Source organism: Arcobacter venerupis (assembly GCF_013201665.1).
GTDB lineage: Bacteria > Campylobacterota > Campylobacteria > Campylobacterales > Arcobacteraceae > Aliarcobacter > Aliarcobacter venerupis.
Window position 1 is genome coordinate 1302391 of the sequence record NZ_CP053840.1, and the last position, 20155, is coordinate 1322545.

The 20155-nt window shown below is 27.6% G+C and carries 20 protein-coding genes; 13 read left to right on the plus strand and 7 right to left on the minus strand.

Annotated features, from left to right (window positions below; genetic code table 11):
- Positions 1-597 carry a hypothetical protein gene (locus AVENP_RS06430; RefSeq protein ID WP_128358740.1) on the plus strand — a complete coding sequence of 199 codons (597 nt, stop codon included), beginning with the start codon at positions 1-3 and terminating at the stop codon, positions 595-597.
- The gene (locus tag AVENP_RS06435; protein WP_128358741.1) at positions 597-1388 is read left to right on the plus strand and encodes a PhzF family phenazine biosynthesis protein; all 792 of its coding nucleotides are present in this window, start codon (positions 597-599) and stop codon (positions 1386-1388) included. Before AVENP_RS06430 ends, AVENP_RS06435 begins: the two co-directional genes overlap by 1 nt.
- Here AVENP_RS06435 and AVENP_RS06440 read toward each other — a convergent pair.
- Together AVENP_RS06440 and AVENP_RS06445 are read right to left on the minus strand one after the other, a co-directional pair.
- Positions 1385-1849, minus strand: coding sequence for a DUF420 domain-containing protein (locus AVENP_RS06440; RefSeq protein ID WP_128358742.1), 465 nt, complete (start codon positions 1847-1849; stop codon positions 1385-1387). The two genes, AVENP_RS06435 and AVENP_RS06440, sit on opposite strands and share 4 nt — an antisense overlap.
- A complete protein-coding gene (locus AVENP_RS06445; protein WP_128358743.1) occupies positions 1850-2152 on the minus strand; it encodes a DUF3817 domain-containing protein in 303 nt (100 codons plus the stop codon).
- Between the two features lie 86 nt (positions 2153-2238).
- On the opposite strand from AVENP_RS06445, the gene AVENP_RS06450 reads away from it, so the two are divergent.
- Positions 2239-3753, plus strand: coding sequence for a B12-binding domain-containing radical SAM protein (locus AVENP_RS06450; protein WP_128358744.1), 1515 nt, complete (start codon positions 2239-2241; stop codon positions 3751-3753).
- On the plus strand, positions 3750-4457 hold the full coding sequence (locus AVENP_RS06455; RefSeq protein WP_128358745.1) for a DUF481 domain-containing protein: 708 nt from the start codon (positions 3750-3752) through the stop codon (positions 4455-4457). The genes AVENP_RS06450 and AVENP_RS06455 overlap by 4 nt, the downstream gene beginning before the upstream one ends.
- Before the next feature lie 79 nt (positions 4458-4536).
- Here the strand turns inward: AVENP_RS06455 and AVENP_RS06460 are convergent, their stop codons facing one another.
- Both AVENP_RS06460 and AVENP_RS06465 read right to left on the minus strand, forming a co-directional pair.
- On the minus strand, positions 4537-5649 hold the full coding sequence (locus tag AVENP_RS06460; RefSeq protein ID WP_128358746.1) for a DUF808 family protein: 1113 nt from the start codon (positions 5647-5649) through the stop codon (positions 4537-4539).
- A gap of 59 nt (positions 5650-5708) precedes the next feature.
- Positions 5709-6533 carry a polysaccharide deacetylase family protein gene (locus AVENP_RS06465; protein WP_128358747.1) on the minus strand — a complete coding sequence of 275 codons (825 nt, stop codon included), beginning with the start codon at positions 6531-6533 and terminating at the stop codon, positions 5709-5711.
- A 69-nt stretch (positions 6534-6602) separates the two neighbouring features.
- On the opposite strand from AVENP_RS06465, the gene AVENP_RS06470 reads away from it, so the two are divergent.
- Positions 6603-7850, plus strand: coding sequence for a BaiN/RdsA family NAD(P)/FAD-dependent oxidoreductase (locus AVENP_RS06470; protein ID WP_128358748.1), 1248 nt, complete (start codon positions 6603-6605; stop codon positions 7848-7850).
- A gap of 26 nt (positions 7851-7876) precedes the next feature.
- On the plus strand, positions 7877-9754 hold the full coding sequence (locus tag AVENP_RS06475) for a diguanylate cyclase (protein ID WP_128358749.1): 1878 nt from the start codon (positions 7877-7879) through the stop codon (positions 9752-9754).
- A gap of 49 nt (positions 9755-9803) precedes the next feature.
- Here the strand turns inward: AVENP_RS06475 and AVENP_RS06480 are convergent, their stop codons facing one another.
- Complete coding sequence (locus AVENP_RS06480) at positions 9804-11777, minus strand: methyl-accepting chemotaxis protein (RefSeq protein ID WP_128358750.1); 1974 nt, start codon at positions 11775-11777, stop codon at positions 9804-9806.
- A gap of 208 nt (positions 11778-11985) precedes the next feature.
- Between AVENP_RS06480 and AVENP_RS06485 the strand changes: the two genes are divergently transcribed.
- Genes AVENP_RS06485 through AVENP_RS06505 form a run of 5 tightly spaced genes read left to right on the plus strand, consistent with a single transcriptional unit; the run spans position 11986 to position 15017 of the window.
- Positions 11986-12708, plus strand: a complete 723-nt coding sequence (locus AVENP_RS06485; protein WP_128358751.1) for a DUF4198 domain-containing protein — start codon at positions 11986-11988, stop codon at positions 12706-12708.
- A 1-nt stretch (position 12709) separates the two neighbouring features.
- On the plus strand, positions 12710-13309 hold the full coding sequence (gene cbiM, locus AVENP_RS06490; RefSeq protein ID WP_128358752.1) for a cobalt transporter CbiM: 600 nt from the start codon (positions 12710-12712) through the stop codon (positions 13307-13309).
- Positions 13306-13728, plus strand: coding sequence for a hypothetical protein (locus AVENP_RS06495; RefSeq protein WP_128358753.1), 423 nt, complete (start codon positions 13306-13308; stop codon positions 13726-13728). Before cbiM ends, AVENP_RS06495 begins: the two co-directional genes overlap by 4 nt.
- Positions 13729-14370 carry a CbiQ family ECF transporter T component gene (locus AVENP_RS06500; protein WP_128358754.1) on the plus strand — a complete coding sequence of 214 codons (642 nt, stop codon included), beginning with the start codon at positions 13729-13731 and terminating at the stop codon, positions 14368-14370. It abuts the gene before it with no gap.
- On the plus strand, positions 14367-15017 hold the full coding sequence (locus AVENP_RS06505; protein WP_128358755.1) for an energy-coupling factor ABC transporter ATP-binding protein: 651 nt from the start codon (positions 14367-14369) through the stop codon (positions 15015-15017). The genes AVENP_RS06500 and AVENP_RS06505 overlap by 4 nt, the downstream gene beginning before the upstream one ends.
- Here AVENP_RS06505 and AVENP_RS06510 read toward each other — a convergent pair.
- The gene (locus AVENP_RS06510) at positions 14974-16131 is read right to left on the minus strand and encodes an MFS transporter (RefSeq protein ID WP_128358756.1); all 1158 of its coding nucleotides are present in this window, start codon (positions 16129-16131) and stop codon (positions 14974-14976) included. The two genes, AVENP_RS06505 and AVENP_RS06510, sit on opposite strands and share 44 nt — an antisense overlap.
- A 51-nt stretch (positions 16132-16182) precedes the next feature.
- Complete coding sequence (locus AVENP_RS06515; protein WP_128358757.1) at positions 16183-16815, minus strand: hypothetical protein; 633 nt, start codon at positions 16813-16815, stop codon at positions 16183-16185.
- Positions 16816-16965: 150 nt separating this feature from the next.
- On the opposite strand from AVENP_RS06515, the gene AVENP_RS06520 reads away from it, so the two are divergent.
- The gene (locus tag AVENP_RS06520) at positions 16966-18795 is read left to right on the plus strand and encodes a type I restriction-modification system subunit M (protein ID WP_128358758.1); all 1830 of its coding nucleotides are present in this window, start codon (positions 16966-16968) and stop codon (positions 18793-18795) included.
- Entirely contained in the window at positions 18795-20147 is a 1353-nt protein-coding gene (locus tag AVENP_RS06525; protein ID WP_128358759.1) for a restriction endonuclease subunit S, read from the plus strand. The genes AVENP_RS06520 and AVENP_RS06525 overlap by 1 nt, the downstream gene beginning before the upstream one ends.
- The last annotated feature ends 8 nt before the right edge of the window (positions 20148-20155 follow it).

A 20155-nucleotide genomic window follows, 5' to 3' on the forward strand; every position in this document is an offset into this window, starting at 1 on the left:
ATGCAAACAAAAGAAGATATAGAAATACAAAACAATTTGGGAAAAGCAGGGCATGGTTTACCAAAAATTGATGCAATATTTTTAAAACATATTGGATTTCCTATTTTAAAAACTTTTATTTCGTGGGATAATGCTATGAAGTTTTTTGAATATGAAGGTAAAGAGATTTTAAATTTAGTAAAAGATTTACCTAAAGATAAATTGTTTAAAAAAGTGTTAATTCCTAAAATATTTGGTATTGAAGATAACTCAAGATATTACTCACCTGCAATGGTTCTTTGGCATTTACTTTATGTTGGAGAGACTTTACAAGAGGGAATTGTAAGTTTAAGTAAAAATGAGAAAATAGACTTTACAGTAAAAATAGAAAATTTCAAGCCATTTGTACAAATTGATGAAGACATTGTAGAAAAATATGAGAAATTTTTAAATAATTATAAAAAATTTATAGAGAGAAACATAGAGAATAAATATATAAATAATTGCCTTTCTCATCCTTGGTTTGGTTGTTTAAATCCACATCAATGGTTGGTTATGTCAGCAATTCATCAAATGGTTCATAAAAAACAAATAAAAAAGATTTTAAAGGCTTATTAATGAAACTAAAAATATATCAAATAGATGCATTTACAAACAAAGTATTCAAAGGAAATTATGCAGGAGTTATAATTCTTGAAGAGTGGTTATCAACAGAGTTAATGCAACAAATTGCAACGGAAAATAATCTATCAGAAACAGCTTTTGCTTTTAAAAATGCTCAAAATATTTATGAAATAAGATGGTTTTCTCCAATGACTGAAATTGACTTTTGTGGTCATGCAACACTAGCAACTGCTTTTGTACTATTTAAAGAAAATGCCTCTTTTGAAAAAGTGATTTTTACAGCAAAAGCAGTTGGAGATTTAAGTGTTGAAAAATTGGATTCTGGTTATATTCAAATGACTTTTCCAAATAGAAAACCAAAAGTTATAGATTCAATTCCAAAAGAGTTATTATCTGGTTTATCAATAACTCCAAATGAAGTTTTACATAACCAACAAGCATATTTTGCAGTTTTTTCAAATGAAGAAGATATTTATTCAATAGATGTAAATCTTGAAGAATTAAAAAAACTAGCACCTTATGATGTTGTTATTACTTCAAAATCAAAAGAGTATGATTTTATTTCAAGATATTTTTGGCCAGCAAATGGAGGTGATGAAGATCCTGTAACTGGTTCAATTCACACAGGACTTGCTCCTTATTGGGCAGATAAATTAAATAAAAATGAATTAATCGCTCACCAAGCCTCAAAAAGAGGTGGCTTACTAAAATGTAAAGTTTTAGAGGAAAAAGTAATAATTTCAGGTCAAGCAGTTTTATATCTAGAAGGGTACATCACTATTTAAAAAACAAATAAAAATAGATACATAAAAACTCCCATAATAGAGCTAATAGTTAAAGCAAAAAATATTGCTTTTCCTATTTTTTTATGTTTTGTTCCATCAAGTAAGTGGTTTTTATAATCTTTATATGATGAGATAAATAAAAACAACCAACCACCAACAGCGGCAATAGCTATTAAAATATGAATAGTTAAAAATACAAGCATAAAATCAAAAGAGATATTACTATATTTTGAATACTCTAAAAATCCACCTGAAATTCTAATACATATTTCAAAAATCACTACAATTATAAGTGTTACTCCTAAAATAATAGCCTGAGAAATAAAGTGTTTTTCATACTCTTTTTTAATGGCAAAATAGATACTAAAAGCTAAGAAAAAAGGTAAAACTGCAAAATATACAGTTGTTATATCCAAATAAATAGGTGCAGTTGTTCCTAAAAAACCTTTTTCAAAAACCATTTAGTCAAGCTTTTTAGGAGGTGATTTCATTATTGCTTTTTCTATTAGAATAAAACCAAAAGGTATTAAAGAATAAACAAAAAGTTGAAAACCTAAAAATTTCCATTGGTATCTTTTCATAGCCATATATAAAGCAATAATAAAAAGTATGAATAAAACTCCATGAGCCATTCCCACAATTTTAACAGCAAGTGGAATACCAGCTAGATATTTAAGTGGCATTGCAATAAAAAGTAAAACTAGATAAGAAATTCCTTCTATAAATGATATAAGTCTAAATCTTGAAAAAGTGTCGTTTAACATAAATCTTCCTTTTAAATAAAAGATTTAGTATATAAAAGATTGGTTTATGAAAAGTTAATATCAATAACTTTGTGTTACAATCGCGAATGAAAAACATAATACTTACTACATTAAATGCTAGATATTCTCATAGTTCATTGGGTTTGAGATATTTATTGGCAAATTTAAAAGAACTAAAAAATGAGGCTGAAATTTTAGAGTTTGTTATAAACTCTTCAGTTCAAACAATAGCAGAACAAATACTTGAAAAGAAACCAAAAATTATAGGAATTGCTGTATATATTTGGAATGCATTTGATATTGGTGAACTTGTTCGAATAATAAAAAAAGTATCACCACAAACTATAGTGGTTTTAGGTGGTCCAGAGGTTAGTTTTCAGCCACTTAGAGTAAATTTTGATATGGCAGATTATATAGTTTGTGGTGAAGGGGAAGTTAGTTTTTACAATCTTTGTAGAGAATTACTTGATGGAAATTGTACTCAACCACGAACTATACATTCGCCAAAAGTTGATTTAGAATCAATAGTTTTACCTTATGATGATTACACAGATTTTGATATAAAAAATAGACATATTTATGTTGAAAATGCTCGTGGTTGCCCTTTTGAATGTGAGTTTTGTCTCTCTTCAATTGAGACAAAAATGAGATATTTAGATATCAATGTTTTTTTAGATGAGCTTGAAAAATTGTGGATTCGAGGAGCTAGAAACTTCAAATTTATTGATAGAACTTTTAATATCAAAATCTCTTATGCAAAAGCAATTTTAAACTATTTTTTAGCAAAACAAGAAGATTACTTCTTACACTTTGAGGTAATTCCTGATAATTTTCCTGAAGAATTAAGAGATTTAATAAAACAGTTTAAACCAGGATGTTTACAACTTGAAGTTGGTATTCAAACTCTAAATCTAGATGTAGCAAGAGAAATTCATAGAAATCTAAAAATTGATAAAATCAAAGATAATCTAAAATTCTTATCTACGCAAACCCACGCTCATATGCATATAGATTTAATCATAGGACTTCCAAGTGAAACAATAGAGAGTTTTGGAAAAAATCTAAACCAACTTTATACACTTTCAACAGGTGAAATTCAAGTTGGAATATTGAAAAAACTATCAGGAACAACTCTCGATAGACATGATAAAGTTTATGGAATGGTTTACAACGATTCACCTCCATATGATATTTTACAAAATGATTTGATTGATTTTTCTATGATGCAAAAGATGAAAAGATTCGCTAGGTTTTGGGACATTGTTTATAATAGTGGGAATTTTCAAAAAACAACAGCACTACTTTTTGAAGATGGAAAAGTTTATGAAAACTTTTATGATTTAAGTATTTGGCTTTATAAAAGAAGCGAATCGACTTATAAGATTTCTCTCGATAGAATGGCGGAATTTTTATTTGAGTATATGTTACCAAAACATGATGAAGAACTACTAGCAAACACGATTTTACAGGATGTTATGAAAGTTGGAGGAAGAAAAATTCCACCGTTTTTTAAAAAAATAATTCCTCAAAATTATGATTTTGCACAAAAAGAAGTTTCTAAAGCAAATAAAAGGCAAATTGTTAGACAGGAAAATGAATGAATAAAAAAATAGTGAGTAAAATTTGTATCTTAATAATTTTCTCAACAATGTCGTATGCTTTGGATGTAGATAAACATTTAGAATTATCATATGTTCAAACAAGTGGAAATTCAAATACAACTACTTTTTCATCTAAACTTCAAGGAACAGCAGCCCTTAGTGAAAAAGAGAGCATAAGAGCAAAAGGAAGTATTTTATATAGTAAAAATGAAAAAGATACTTCTGCAAATAAATATAATTTAGAGCTAGATTATAATCATATGTTAAGTGAAAAATTGTACTCTTATATGGGAATTAGTTATATAAAAGATGAGTTATCAGATTATGATTATAGATTAAATATTGGGCCAGGACTTGGATATAAATTACTTGAAGATGAAATACAAACTATAGATATACAAGGTGGTTTGGATTATGCTTATGATAAATATAATAGTGGTTTGAAGGATAACTATTTAGCTGGTAAATCAGAACTAAATTATAAATATAGATTTAGTTCAACTGTTGATTTTAAACAAATGCTTAGTTATTTAAAATCTTTTGAAGATGGTGATAAATACTTCGTAACAAGTGACTCTTCAATCGGAGTTAAGATGACACAAAATCTTTCTTTAGGAATTAGTTATAGTATAGATTATACAAACAAAACTGATAAAGAAAACACAGATAGAAAATTTTTAACTTCTTTGATTGTTGATTTTTAAAAATTTAGCTAAGATAATCTTATGAATTTCAATAAGATTATCTTTACCTTACTAATGCTTTATATCTTAGCAGATATGATTAAGACTTACTTTTTTTAAATTTTGCAAAAATAGGCTCTACAATCGGAACTATTTTAACAGTAATGTATCCTACAATTCCCCCAAATACTATTTGAACAAACAACTCTGCAAATGGAATAGATTTTAATACTTCATCAAAAGAGTGAAAAATATGAGTCTCATGTACGATAATTCCACCACCAACAGCTAACATTGCAACAGTTCCTACTATTCCTATAGTTTTTATAATATGTGGCATTGCATTTACAAATCCAGTTCCTATTGTTTTTGAAATAGCACTATTTTTTTCTTGTAAATAAAAGCCTATATCATCAAGTTTTATGATAAATGCAACTATTCCATATACAAAAACCGTTGTTATAATCCCAATTAATGCAAGAACTGATAACTTAGCTATAAAGTTTGTATCTTCAACTAAACTAAGTGTGATTACAATAATCTCAAAAGATAAAATAAAGTCTGTTTTTATTGCACCTTTTACCTTTTCATCTTCAAGTTTTTCAGTTGATAACTCCTTGATAGTCTCTTTTTCATCACTTATTTCAGTATGATGACCAAGTTTTTCTAAGACACTTTCAACTCCCTCGTATGCTAAATAAATTCCACCTAAAACTAAAACAGGAGAGATTAACCAAGGAGCCAAAAAGCTCATAAGTAAAACAATTGGAATGATGATAACTTTATTTTTCAAACTTCCTTTTGCAATTTTATAAACAATTGGAAGTTCACGTGCTGCTGCTTTTCTTTTTGCTTCAATAATTGCTTGTTGTCTGATTCCCTCAAGCTCTTCTAAAATCTTTTTTTGTGACTCAACATCAAGTTTTTCAATATTTTGTTTAAATTCATTTACTGTTTTTGCTTTTTTTAGTTCAGCTTTTAAAATATCAGATGTAGTATCATTTGTAAAATTTGCAATTGCTGCTAAATCATCAACAACCAAACCAGTTGATTTTATACTTGCAAGTTTTGTATAAGTTGCAATATCATCAAAAAGTAATCCAACATCATCAAGGGAAGTGGCCATCGTTTTTGTTGCAGATGCTACTGTTTTTCCAGCAAGTGAACTTATATCATCTGTTAATAAAGATAAATATCCTAAAAATCCTGCCATTTATATATTCCTCAATAAATTTTTTTTGTTATTTTATCATAAATAAAAATTGTAAAATTTTACTTTAGTTTATAATCTGATAATTTCACAAATTTAAAGCCTTTTTGTTTTAGCTTTGTAATGGCATTTATAGTACCTTGTGCTGTATCTGATGTTGGATGATTCATATGAATAATTACTATTTCGCCTTTTTTTGCCTTTAAAAATGCCTCTTCAACTTTTTTAGCAGAAAAAGTTGCTCCTGCATCTCCTAGAATAGAAAATCCCACAACTTGATGATTTAATTTGTTTGCAACACTAACTGCAACTTCATCATAATAAGCAGTTCCAGAACGGAAATATTTTGGTCTTTTGTGGGTGATTGATTCTATTTTTCTTGCGTTTAACTCTATTTCATCAACTAACTCTTCAACACTGTTTGTTCCACTTAATCCATAAATAGATTTTCCATTTACAGATGCTGGTTTATGCTCTAGCCCATGATTTGCTATTTCAAAAAGAGGATTTGAAGCTAACTCTTTAAATGTTGAAAGATTTTTGTTTATCCATCGTGCGTTTATAAACATTGTTGCTGGGATTTTCTCTTTTTTCAAAAAATTAACTAATTTTTCATCATAAGCCATTCCAAGAGGACTTCCACAAGCATCCATTGTTAGTGCGATTACTTTTTCATTTGTATTTAGATGTGTTTTTACGCCCGTAACATTTTCTCCCCATTGTTTTGGAGTTTGATTTTCAAAGGCTTTGGCAATATTTTTTCTAAATGATTCGTACTCTTTTTTAGAATTTGCTGGTTGTTCTGTAAAATAACTATCACTTGCACTGTTTGCACAAGCTGTAAAACTAAGAGTTAAAAGTAAAGAGAAGATTATTGATTGTTTCATAGATTTTCCTTATGACAAAATAGATATAATAAATAATACTATATGAAAATTTAATAAAGAAGTTGATTAATGGAAGAAAAAGATAGAGTTTTTGATGTAATTGTAATAGGTGGAGGACCTGCTGGAATAATGGCAAGTATTAGTGCAGCAAAGGAAAATAAAAGTGTTTTATTACTAGAAAAACTTTCAAAAATTGCAGCAAAACTAAAAGCCACTGGTGGTGGAAAATGCAATCTTACAAATACTTTATCAACTGAAGAGTTTATGGGAAAATTTGGTAAAAATGGGCGATTCATGAGCCATGTACTAGAAGCTTTTAATGCAAATGATTTAAGAGATTTTTTTGCAAGCATTGGAGTTGAAACAATTGCCCGAGATGGTTTTAGAGTATTTCCACTAGATCACAGCTCTTCTATTATTTTAAAAGCTTTGGATGATGAACTTGAAAGATTAAAAGTAAAAGTTGATTGTTCAGTTGAAATTCAAACTATTCAAAAAATAGATGATATTTTTATCATAAATAGCCAAGAAAATATCTACAAAACAAAAAATATTATCTTAGCAACTGGAGGTTTAGGTTATCCAACTCTTGGGGCAACTGGTGATGGATATATTTATGCCAAAGATTTTGGACATGAAGTTACCTCTTTACATCCAGCAATGATGCCACTATTTACAAAAGAGAAGAACTTCGCTTCTTGTAAAGCAGATACCATTGCCAAAGCTATTTTAAAAGTTGATTTACCAAAATATAAAAAACTAAAACTAACAGGAGATTTGATTTTCACAAACAATGGAATACGAGGGCCAGTTGTTTTAGATTTTGCCCGAGAATTAACTCCAATAATTGCCAAACATAATGAAGTGCCTTTATTGATTAGTTTTTTAAAAGGTATGAATGAAGAGCAAATTTATACTCATATCAAAAAAGAGATTGAAAAAAATCCAACTGCTACGGTTTTAGAAAATCTTACAACACTTTTGGCTTCAAGTGTAGCCCAAGAAATATGTAATATTTGCGAAATAAACAGTTCTGAGAAGTTTAAAAATATAGATGGAATAAAAAGAGAAAAACTAATAAAAACTCTAGCTTGGACACCTTTGACTGTAACTGGTCATGAGGGATTTAAAAATGCAATGATTACAAGAGGTGGAGTTGAACTTAAAGAAATTGATTCAAAAACAATGCAAAGTAAAATTGTTTCAGGCTTGTATTTTTGTGGAGAGGTTGTAAATATTGATGGACCTTGTGGTGGATATAATCTTCAATGGTCTTTTTCTAGCGGGTTTTTGGCGGGAAAAACAAAAAGTTTATAAAAAACTATTATAAGTGAGGGTTTATTTTGAATAATACTAAAATTAAAAACTATCAAATTATTTTATTTCTATTTTTTCTATTTTCTAATGTAACTCTTTTTGCATTAGATAAGTTAGATTCAACTCCTTTTGTTTTGACACAAAATGAGAAAAATTGGATAGAAACACATCCTGTAATAAAAGTAGGTGTTGATAAAGATTATGCTCCTTATGAATGGCTTGAAAATGGTGAATACAAAGGTATTGCTGTTGATTATATGAAACGAATAGAAAAAATTGTTGGAATAGAGTTTCAAATAGTTAAAAACAAATCTTGGGATGAAATCATAACTATGGCTAAAAATGGTGAAATTGATATGATTACAAGTATTGTAGAAACACCTGAAAGGTCAAAATATCTTGATTTTACAGAATTTTATAGAAAGAGTCCTGTAATTATTATTGATAGAGGAAATAATGGTTTTATTGGTGGATTAAAATATCTAAATAATAAAAAAGTTTCTATTGAAAAGAATTATTTTATGGAAGAGATTTTAAGAAAAAATCATCCAAACATAAAACTACAAGTTGTTGATACTACAAAACAAGCATTAGAATTAGTTAATTCAGGAGAAGTTGATGCTTATGTTGGAGATGTTGGACTGTCTGATTATATAATCAAAAAATATTACTTTTTAAATTTACAATTTTCAGGTCAAACTGAATATATAAGTACTCAAGGTTTTGCAGTTACCAAAAATAATACTGAGCTTTTAAGTATTTTAAATAAAGCTGCAAAATCTTTACCCGAAGATGAAATGCAAAGTATGTTTAAATATTGGTTAAATGTTGACCGTGGAATAGATATGAAAACAGTAGCAATCTATCTTATTGCTGTGGTTGTTATTTTACTGATTATAATTTATTGGGTTTATAGATTAAAAAGTGAAATAGCACAGCGTAAAATCATCGAAAATAAATTAAAAGAGAGTGAATCACATTATAGACAATTAACGGAAGATGTAAATGATGTGATTTGGAAAGTAAATACTAATTTTATAATTACATATATAAGTCCAGCCGATGAACGATTTAGAGGATATAAAGCAAGTGAAGTAATTGGAAGTAATATCTTTGAATTATTTACAGATGAAAGTGTTCTTATTTTAAAAGAAAAATTACAAGAAAGATCTGAATTATCGCAAAAAGGCATTAAGTTACCTGCTTTAATTATAGAACTCCAACATAAATGTAAAGATGGCTCTATAATTTGGGGAGAAATTTTGTCAAAACAAGAATTAGATGTTAATGGAAATATTATTGGTTATCATGGAATTACTAGAGAGATTACAAAACGAAAAGAACTTCAAGAAAAAATAGAGCAATTAGCATATTGTGATACCCTTACTAAACTGCCAAATCGACGTTCTTTGGATGAAAAAATGAGTTTTATAATGTCTAAAAGTGAGCGAAGTCAAAAATATTGTGCTTTAGTTTTTATTGATTTGGATAATTTCAAACCATTAAATGATACTTATGGACATAATGTTGGTGATTTATTGTTGATTGAAGTTGCCAATAGACTCAAAAGTAGTATCAGAAAACTAGATGCAGTTGCTAGAATTGGAGGAGATGAGTTTGTAATAGTACTTGATGAATTTGATGAAAATAAAAATATATCAAAGGAAAATATTTTTAATGTAGTTGAAAAAATAAGGATTTGTTTAGCTCAACCTTATGAATTTTGCATAATAAATGAAAAGAATAAACACACAAATATTGAGCATAATTGTACAGCCAGCATTGGAATTTGTATATTTAAAGGAGAAGAAGAGAGTTCTATAAATATCTTCAAATGTGCTGATTCTGCCATGTATGAAGCTAAAGAGTCAGGCAGAAATACTATAAAGTTTTATGAATTATAAAAAAAATTAGGAAATGTAAAATTAAATAGAAGTGGTGAGAAGACAAGTTTTAAAAACTTGTCCACTCATCATTATCTTTACTATTTGATGAAACTACTTTAGTTTCACTTCTTGTACTAGATGTTGTTTTTTTAACCGGAGCTTTAGTTTTAGTGAAAGTTTTCGCTAAATTTGCCTTAGATTCTACAACTTTTGCTTTTACTTCATCTTTCCCTATAAATTGTTTTGCATTTGCATTTGAAACAACTAATTTAGCTATTGTGTCTGTTTGAACAGCAACTTCATAAGTTTCTGTAGCAATCATTGCATTTTGTTGAGTTTGTTGGTCAAGAGAGTTAATAGCATCATTTATTTGCTCAATTCCAGCTAGTTGTTCTTTACTTGAACCTTCAATATTTTTTATAAGTTCAATTGTTAATGAAATATTTTCATTTAACATTTTATATCCGCTAATCATATCTTCAGATATTTTTTTACCTTGGTCTGCTTTTTTAGTAGCTGTTTCAACAAGAATTTTAATCTCTTTAGCAGCTTCTGCTGAACGAGATGCAAGATTTCGCACTTCAGCTGCAACAACGGCAAATCCTTTACCTGCTTCTCCTGCTGTTGCTGCTTCAACAGCAGCATTTAAAGAAAGAATATTTGTTTGGAAAGCAATTTGATCAATTACAGAAATAGCTTCATTAATAGCATTTACTTCTCTATCAATTTCATTCATAGCTTCTGTTGTTTGGTTTGCTAAACTTTCACCTTTTGAAGCTGAATCAGTTACACTTGAAGCTAATTGAGACATTTTTACAATATTGTTTGTATTATTTGAAATGTTACTTGAAATCTCTTCAACAGCAGCTGCTGTTTCTTCTAATGCAGCCGCTGCTTCATTTGAATTTACATTTAAAGTATCAACATTTTTAAGAAGAATATGACTACTTTCCCCTAATGTTAAACCATTTGATTTGTTTTCTACAAGCATTTCATTTATAATATCAGCTAGGTTATTTAAACCAACAGTAACACCACTATTACAGCCTTTTATTCTATGTGTAAAATCAAGTTTTGCAAATCTTTCAAGGGCAAAACTAATATCATTAATATTTGTACAAACTCTTAGTTGAAGACTTAATAACATATCATTAATATGATGTCTTAGACTTTCTAAACTTTGAGATTCTGTTTTATTATCAAGTCTTTTATTTAAAAAACCTTCTTTAATTGTTAAAACTATTTGATTAATCTCTTCTAAAAATACATTATCAGAATCAATTGTTCTTTTTGTTTTTGCAATGTTTTGATTTACAACACTTGCCATACTTCCAAATTCATCATGATTTCTATCATCTAACATTTCAACAGTACTTGTTTCTTTATTTAAATAACCAAAGAAACTCAATAATCCTTTTTGGAAGTTATTAATTGAAGTTATTAATTGATTAGATAAAAGAAGTGAAAAAACAACAAAAAAGATTAATGCAATTATTACTAAAGTAATTAAAGCAGTATTCATTGTACTAATTGCATCATTTTTCATCTTAACTGCATTTTCATTTATATGAGTTAATAATTTTTCTAACTCTAATCCAGTAAGTGTCATATCTTTTATAGTAGCCAATATTTCAGGAGTTTCTTTATCTATTGCATTTTTATAGTCATTTATCCTAATTGTTGAGAAATTATCAAAACCTTGAATATATTTTTTTGAATTTTCTATGATTTTATCAGATAAATCAATATTTTCTTGGGCAGATAATTTACTTTTTAAATCTAAAACTAAACTATTTAAAGTAGAAAAATCATCTCTAACTTTTTGAGCTTTTGTTTCATCGGGATTTCTTAAAAACTGATAAACAGATATTCGTCCCTTTAGAACTTGTTGGATAAATGCATCAGTTTGGCTAGCTGCATTTGTTAAACGTTTCGTGACACCATCAAAATAATTAAATATTGAAGCTGATATTATTACTATTAAAATGAAAGCAAAAGGTAAAAGCATAAGCTTTACACGGGTAGAGATGTTCCTTAACAAAATGACTCCTTTTTGTGATATTATTATTTTATACTACTAACTTTAAGCAAAATTTTAGCTTAAGAAAATAATTATAATCCTGATAAAATTAATATAGATTTAAGCATATAAATAATTTATTCTAGTTCTAAATATATATAAGAAATATGTAAATTTATATTGTTGTAACTGCTAAACCAATATAATCAATAAAAATTTAGGAGACAAAATGAAGAAATTTATATTTATTTCACTTGTTGCAATTTATGCAAATGCACATTTCTTAACATTTATGGCTAACACCGATAATGTAAGTAATCAGAAAGAATCAAAAGTTAATTTGGATATATCATTTATTCATCCTTTTGAACAAACTGGTATGATTATGGAAAAACCTGAGGTTTTTGTAAATTCAAAAAAGAATTCACTTGCTTTAACACAAACAACAAAATTTGATCAAAAAGCATGGACAAGTTCTTATGATATTAAAACACCTGGAGTTTATAAATTTTTTGTGCAACCACAGCCATATTTTGAACCAGCAGAAGAAAAATTCATTTCGCATGTTCCCAAATTAATAGTTAGTGCTTTTGGTTTAGAAGATGGTTGGGATGAACCAATTGGATTAAAGTATGAAATTATTCCAATGGTAAAACCATTTGGTTTATACTCTGGAAATTTATTCCAAGGTAGAGTTTTACATGATGGAAAACCAGCTGCTAATGTAGAAGTAGAAGTTGAAGCCTATAATGACTTTGGTTTAAAAGCTCCAACAGATTCACATATAACTCAAGTTGTAAAAACAGATGATAATGGAATCTTCTCTTTTGTAATGAATCATCAAGGTTGGTGGGGATTTGCAGCTTTAATAGAAGAGGGTGAATTAAAATACAAAGATGGGAAAAGTTATCCTATTGAAAATGGTGCTTTAATCTGGGTAAAGGCTTACTAAAATGCATATAGCAGATGGTGTTTTATCCCTTGAATCAACAGTTGTAGTAACAGCAGTTAGTTTGTTTGCTTTTTATAAAGCTATAAAAACTATAAAAGAGGATGAAATACCACTAGCAGCAGTTGCCAGTGCTATGTTTTTTATAGCATCATTTATTCATATTCCCTTTGGAGTTACACAAATACATCTAATCCTTTTGGGAGAAATAGGAATATTTTTAGGACTTACAAGTTTTATCTCTATTTTTATAGCTTTAGTTTTACAAGCTTTACTTTTAGGTTATGGTGGAGTAGTTTCTATTGGGGTTAATCTATTTATTATGGCAGCACCTGCTGTACTTGTTTTTTATATTAATAAAACAGATATTTTTTTAAAGATAAATGAAAAAATAAGATTTTTTTTAATAGGATTTTTAGGAGCATTTTTTGCAACTTTGTTTTTAGTACTTATATTGTATTTTTCAAAAGATGAGTATGAATGGGCTGCTTATAGTATATTTTCAGTTAATATAGTAATGATGGTAATTGAAGGTTTTGTTTCTATGTTTTTACTATTATTTATTAAAAAAACATATCCAAAGATTTTAAAAGGTTTAATTTGAAAAGTTTTTTAATATTTATAATCTTGGCAACTTCATTATTTGCCCACAAATTAAATTTATTTGTAACAAATGAACAAAATGGTGTAGAAATTTACTCTTATTTTGCAGATGGAACACCTTGTATGAATTGTAGGCTACTTATTAAAAATAATGAAAATTTAATATTAGAAGATAAGTTAAATGAAAAGGGAAAATATCTTTTTAGTTCAAAATATAAAGAGATAGAAATAACAATTGATGCTACATCTGGGCATATTGCAAAACAAGATGTGATTGTTGAAAATATAAAAAATGAATCATTACAAACTCATATAAAAGAGCAAAAATCAGATGAGCATATTAAAATCCTAATTTCATTGGTTTTAATAGCTTTAATTTTTTATGCAATAAAAATAGTTAAAAGGAAAAAAGAACAATAGATGAATAATGAAGCTATAAAACTTATTGTTTCACTACTTTTTTCTTTTTTAGTTGCTTTTACTTCATTGGAGTATTATTATATATTGCCAATTTTATTAGTACTATTTTTTGAGAGTAAAAGTATTATAAAGATATTTAAAAAACTATTTTTATTAAATTTCTTTATAATATTTTTAGTTTTCTTTGTGGCTTTCCAAAATCACCAAATGGCTATTGAACTATTTTTTAGAACTAATTTGATTTTATTGTTTAATATTACGATTTTTTACAAATCAAAGGGTTATGATATTGTAAGAGGTTTTAATAGTTTGAAATTTTCTGCTAAATTTATCTCAATATTTTATTTTACTATTTGCCTAATTGAGTATTTACTAAAAGAGTTTAAAAACATAAAAGCAACTTTGAAACTAAGAGGTTTTAAAGCACAAACTTCTATGTTTGTTTATCAAACCTTTGGTAATATTTTTGCTATGATGTTTATAAAAGCCATAAAAAAATCAGAAGATATGAAACTAAGCATGAATGCTCGTGGTTTTAAATCGCAGATATTTTTGCTTGAAACAAACAAAATTAGTATAAAAGATATTTTAGTAATATCTTCTCTTGTAGTTATTTTTTTAATAAAGGTTTTATACATATGAGTTGTTCAGTAAATTTAAGAGCTGTTTCTTATGAAAATGAAGATAAACGAATTTTTTCAGATGTAACTTTGAATTTAGGCCATGAAGAAAAAATAGCAATAATAGGTTCAAATGGTTCAGGGAAAAGTACACTTTTAAAAATAATCGCAGGATTAATAAAACCTCTAAGTGGTGAAGTTGAAATCTTCCACGATAAAATGAAAGATTTAAAAGATTTCTCAAAATATAGAAGCGATATAGGATATTTACCCCAAGATGTTACAAATCACTTTTTATGTCCAACAGTTATAGAAGATGTGATTTTTTCCCTAAGAGCAAAAGGTGTATCAAAAGATGAATCAATAATCCAAGGAAAACAGATATTAATTGAGCTTGGAATTTCTCACTTAGAAAATAGGGTGATTTTTGATTTAAGTGGAGGTGAACAAAAAATTGTTGCCCTTGCTGGACTTTTGATTTTAAAACCAAAAATCTTACTTCTTGATGAACCAACAAATGCCCTTGATGAAGAGTCACAACAAAAGATAATTGATATTTTAAACTCAATAAAAAAATCTATGATAATAGTCTCTCATCATAGAAGTTTTATAGATAGTTTGGCAACTAAGATTTATAAGCTTGATAAAAATATTTTAGAACAGATATAAATATAATTATAAATAAGAAACTACCAATTAATGAAAAGAAGTCTTGAATATCACTAAGTTTTTCGATAATTGGATGAAATACAACTGGCGAAAGAAATTGCCCTAGAAATATCGCTGATGTGTAATATCCTGAGCTTTTTACTCTTTTTTCTACACTTGTTTTACTTAACATCCAAGCTGTAACATTTGTCATCATAATTCCACCTGCAAATCCTAAAATTGGACTGCTAATGAAAAATAAGTAAACATTATTTATAACTCCAACCAATGAAAAACCTATTGCCATTAAAAATATCCCAATAAGATAAATAGTTGAATAAGTAAATCTATGTTTTAGTTTTGCAAAAGTTATTGCACCCAAAGCATTACAAAAAAATGCCACAGCAATGATAGTTCCTGCTAATGAACCACTTGCATTGAATTTTTCAATTATTAAAAATGGAATTTGAGTAGGTAAAATATAAAATATCAACATAAAAACAAAAGCCAGAAAATATACAAACAAGATATTTGAGCTGATATGTACGGGTTGTTCTATTTTATCATCATCAAATTTCACTTCTTTTAGATTATAAAAAGCAAGTGGCAGTAAAATCAATCCCATTAGATAAATAGCAAAGGGAAATCTCCAGCTAATATCAGATAAAAAACCTCCACCCATCACAAAAAACACACCACCAAAAGCCATAAAAGCACTTTGATAACCCATAAATTTGTGTCTTTCTTTTTCCTTGAAATAATCTCCAACTAATGAAGTAGAAACTATCATAAGAGTTGCCACACTTACTCCAAAAAATGCCCTAGAGATTAATAAACTTTCAATACTATCAAGATACAATCCAGCACTACCAAATAAAGAGAAGAAAAACAGTGCAAGAACTACTGATTTTTTCTTTCCAAATTTAAATATAAAATGCCCCAAAATAGGTGCAAGAAGTGCAATTACCAAAGATGGAAGTGTTAACATCAATCTTGAATAAAATTCAATATTAGCTACATCATTAAAATAATTTTTTAAATGGGGCAACATAGTAACAATAGCAACATTTGACATACTTGTGGTCATTGCTAGTAAAAGTAGAGTTAAAAGGGTTAGTTTTGGGATATTATTCATTTGCGTATTGTAGTTAAGCTTATTTAAAATAAATTAAAGTCAAGCCTAAAATTAGAGTTTTTTTAAAATCTCAATCTGTTCATCATGGCTATAATTAAATCTAAACTCTGACTCTTTTAAATAGTAAAAGAAGTTGTCTTCTTCAAAACCTTTATATTTTTTTAGATTATTTTCTAAAAATTTCCAAAATTCATTTAGTTTTGTTTGATGAGAATTTTTTGAATGGATTTTATTCCAGTTTAAATACTGAATAAAACCATCTTCAATATCAAAAGCTCGTTTGCCAATTTTGGGCATCAAAAGCGTATATACTTTTTCATTTGAATAAAAACCCATGATATTAATAGCTTCACTTAGAGATTTTTTCTTTTTCTTTTTTTCTCGCTCTTTTATATAATAAAACTCTTCATATTCGTTGTAATTTTTGACTGAGTTGTTGTATTCATACTCCAAAAACAAAGCAATTTTTTTTCTAAACATATCAAATCTATCTTTTATGGTTTTATAATTTACTTCTAATTCTTTTGCTAGTTCAAGGGCATTTTTATTTTCACAAAATTTAATCATAATTAAATCATCTTTTTGAAGTTTTTTTAAAGAGTACTTTTTTGCACAAGCCTTACACTTGATGTAATCATTCGCTAAAGTATAAAAAGTAGTGTTGTTGCAGTTTTGACAAATCATAGGCGTATTTTAGCATCATTTATATTTTTTTGTTCTAAAAATACATAAGAGCTTTTTTGACTAAACAAAATTATAATATTCAGAGCTTATTTACAAGAAAGACAATATAATAATTATTAATTTAATAATAATAAAAGAGAATCTATCCTAGTGAATAACTTCAACGATAAAATAAACCTAATATGGCAAATAGCAGAGAGTTTAAGGGGAGTTTACAAACCTGAAAAATATGGTGATGTAATACTTCCAATGTGTGTAATCAAAAGATTTGATGAAATAATAAGCGAAAAAAAAGCAGATATTTTAAAAGCTTATAAACTTTATGAAACATTTCCCGAACAATCTCAAGAAGAGCTTATCAAAACAGAACTTGATGGGCTTGATTTTTACAATATTTCTCCTTTTGGTTTTGATAACTTAACAAATGACCAAGACCATTTAAAAGAGAACTTCATAGCTTATTTACAAGGTTTTTCTTCAAATATTAAAGACATTATCGCTCACTTTGATTTCAACAAAGATATAGACAAACTAGCAAAAAACAATCAACTTTTCCATGTAATACAAGAGTTTAACAATGTAGATTTACATCCAAACAAAGTGGATAATCAAACTATGGGTTACATCTTTGAAGAGCTTATCAGAAAGTTCAAAGAAAATGCAGAAGCAGGAGACCACTACACACCAAGGGAAGTAATTGAACTTTGTATGAAAATGCTTTTTATGGGTAAAAGTGATGAGATAAAAACAAAAGGAAAAGTTATCTCAATAGCTGACTTTTGTTGTGGAACTGGTGGTATGCTTTCTGTTGGACAAAAGTATATTTTAGAGCAGAACAAAGATGCAAAAGTAGAACTTTATGGACAAGAGATAAATGACGAATCTTATGCTATTTGTAAAGCTGATATGCTTATAAAAGGTCAAGACACAAACAACATAGTTTTTGGAAATACTCTTACTGATGATGGACACAAAGGTAAACATTATAGATACTTAATTTCAAATCCACCCTTTGGAGTTCAATGGAAAAAAGAGCAATCTTATGTGACAAGTGAAAATGTAACTTATGGTTTTTCAGGAAGATTTGGCGCAGGAGTTCCAAGGGTTAGTGATGGTTCGTTGCTATTTTTACAAAATATGATAAGTAAAATGGTAGATGATGAAAGCGGTAGCCGAATAGCTATCATCTTCAATGGTTCACCACTTTTTACAGGTGATGCAGGAGGCGGTGAAAGTAATATCCGAAAATGGATAATCGAATCTGATATGTTAGAGGGAATCATCTCACTTCCAACTGACCTTTTTTATAATACTGGAATCTCTACTTATATTTGGGTACTTACAAATAAAAAAGAGAAAAAAAGAAAGGGAAAAATTCAGCTAGTAAATGCAAGTGATTTTTCAAAGCCTATGAGAAAATCTTTAGGAAATAAAAGAAAGTTTATAGATAAAACTCAAATAGAAGAGATTGGAAATATATACAAAACTTTTGAAGAGTCAAAATATTCAAAAATCTTTGATAATAGAGATTTTGGATTTACAAAAATCACAATCGAGCGACCAAAAAATCTTGAAGAACTAAAAGATGATGAGAAGTTTGGAAACCTAGAGAACAAAGATGAAATAGCAAAAATCTTACAAAAAATAGAAGATGAGAAAAAAGAGTTTAGCTCACGTACTGCATTTGTAAAATATCTAAAAATCAAACTAAAACCAACAGAATTAAACCTGCTAATAGCAAAAGATACAGAATCAATACCTCTAAAAAAAGAGATAAAAGAGTATTTTAAAGAAGAGGTAAAACCACACTTACCCTCATCGTGGATGGATGAAACAACTTTTGAAAACATAGGTTATGAACTGCCATTTACAAGACACTTTTATGAGTACAAAAAACTTGATAGTTTTGAAGATATTATGATGGAAATTAGAGAACTTGAATCAAGCATAAATGATGATTTAAAAGAGTTATTAGCCTAATGAAATATAGAATTAGAAAACAAGATGAACTAAAAGCAAGTGGTTTACATTGGATTGATTATTTACCAAAAGATTGGAAAAAAGCTAGTTTAAAATATATTTTAAATTATGTAATTGGTTCAACTCCATCTACATCAAAAGATAAATATTTTTTTGGAGATAATATTTGGGTTTCTATTTCAGATATTAAAGATAAATACATTAGTGATGCTAAACAGAGATTATCAGATGATGCAATTATTGATTGTAATATAAAAGTAGTTCCAAAAGGTTCTTTACTTTATAGTTTTAAATTATCAGTTGGACAAATGAGTTTTAATACAGTTGATTTGTATACAAATGAAGCAATAGCATCATTTTTAAATAATGAAAATGTAAATTTAGATTTTTGGTATTATGCTTTAGGTGAATATTTAATTGAATATGCGAATGATAATATTTATGGCGCTAAATTATTGAATCAAGATTTGATAAAAAATGCGAGACTTTTAGTTCCATCAAAAATTGAGCAACAAAAAATAGCAAATTTTTTAGATGAAAAAAGCAAAATCTTTGATGAATCTATTTCAAAAAAAGAGCAACTTATCTCTAAATTAGAGTTAGCAAAACAATCTTTGATAAGTGAAGTAGTAACTGGAAAACTAAAAATCATAGAAAATAACTCAAAATTACAAACTATCAAAAGAGAACAAAATGAACTAAAACCAAGTGGTGTTGAGTGGTTGGGTAATATTCCTAAAGAATGGGAAATGAAAAAATTAGGTTATATGTTTTCTTTTAAAAATGGTGTTAATACGGATTCTTCTAATTATGGAAAAGGTATTAAATTTATAAATGTAAAAGAAACTATTAATACTAATTTTATAATGGAAAAAGATATTGAAGGGTCTGTATTAGTTTCTGATTCAATCATTAAAGAAAATTCAGTTAGAAAAGGAGATGTTTTATTCAATAGAACATCTGAAACTATTGAAGAATTAGCATTAAGTACAGTTTACTATGATGATAAGATAGCTTTATTTGGTGGATTTGTTATAAGAGGAAGACAAATTACAAAAAAATTAGATTTAGACTTTAAAAAATACTGTTTTCAATCAACTGAAATAAGAAAACAAATCATTTCTTATGGAAGTGGAAGTATTAGAAAAAATATTGCACAAACAAATTTAAAAAATGTATATTTATTTGTACCTACAATAACCGAACAACAAAAAATATCAAAATACCTAGATGAAAAACTTATCCATTTTGATAATACAATAGAAAAAACAAAACAAAGTATCAAAAAACTAAAACTTGCAAAAGAAGCACTAATTTCCCAAGCAGTTACGGGTAAAATAGAAGTATTATAAAATAATCA

What these genes read in the sequence shown, in the direction of transcription:
- AVENP_RS06430 (WP_128358740.1), top strand. Translation starts at nt 1, where the DNA reads ATGCAAACAAAAGAAGATATAGAAATACAAAACAATTTGGGAAAAGCA.
- AVENP_RS06470 (WP_128358748.1), top strand. Translation starts at nt 6,603, where the DNA reads ATGGAAGAAAAAGATAGAGTTTTTGATGTAATTGTAATAGGTGGAGGA.
- AVENP_RS06450 (WP_128358744.1), top strand. Translation starts at nt 2,239, where the DNA reads ATGAAAAACATAATACTTACTACATTAAATGCTAGATATTCTCATAGT.
- AVENP_RS06525 (WP_128358759.1), top strand. Translation starts at nt 18,795, where the DNA reads ATGAAATATAGAATTAGAAAACAAGATGAACTAAAAGCAAGTGGTTTA.
- AVENP_RS06460 (WP_128358746.1), bottom strand. Translation starts at nt 5,649, where the DNA reads ATGGCAGGATTTTTAGGATATTTATCTTTATTAACAGATGATATAAGT.
- AVENP_RS06435 (WP_128358741.1), top strand. Translation starts at nt 597, where the DNA reads ATGAAACTAAAAATATATCAAATAGATGCATTTACAAACAAAGTATTC.
- AVENP_RS06515 (WP_128358757.1), bottom strand. Translation starts at nt 16,815, where the DNA reads ATGATTTGTCAAAACTGCAACAACACTACTTTTTATACTTTAGCGAAT.
- AVENP_RS06465 (WP_128358747.1), bottom strand. Translation starts at nt 6,533, where the DNA reads ATGAAACAATCAATAATCTTCTCTTTACTTTTAACTCTTAGTTTTACA.
- AVENP_RS06445 (WP_128358743.1), bottom strand. Translation starts at nt 2,152, where the DNA reads ATGTTAAACGACACTTTTTCAAGATTTAGACTTATATCATTTATAGAA.
- AVENP_RS06455 (WP_128358745.1), top strand. Translation starts at nt 3,750, where the DNA reads ATGAATAAAAAAATAGTGAGTAAAATTTGTATCTTAATAATTTTCTCA.
- AVENP_RS06485 (WP_128358751.1), top strand. Translation starts at nt 11,986, where the DNA reads ATGAAGAAATTTATATTTATTTCACTTGTTGCAATTTATGCAAATGCA.
- AVENP_RS06440 (WP_128358742.1), bottom strand. Translation starts at nt 1,849, where the DNA reads ATGGTTTTTGAAAAAGGTTTTTTAGGAACAACTGCACCTATTTATTTG.
- AVENP_RS06505 (WP_128358755.1), top strand. Translation starts at nt 14,367, where the DNA reads ATGAGTTGTTCAGTAAATTTAAGAGCTGTTTCTTATGAAAATGAAGAT.
- AVENP_RS06510 (WP_128358756.1), bottom strand. Translation starts at nt 16,131, where the DNA reads ATGAATAATATCCCAAAACTAACCCTTTTAACTCTACTTTTACTAGCA.
- AVENP_RS06500 (WP_128358754.1), top strand. Translation starts at nt 13,729, where the DNA reads ATGAATAATGAAGCTATAAAACTTATTGTTTCACTACTTTTTTCTTTT.
- cbiM (WP_128358752.1), top strand. Translation starts at nt 12,710, where the DNA reads ATGCATATAGCAGATGGTGTTTTATCCCTTGAATCAACAGTTGTAGTA.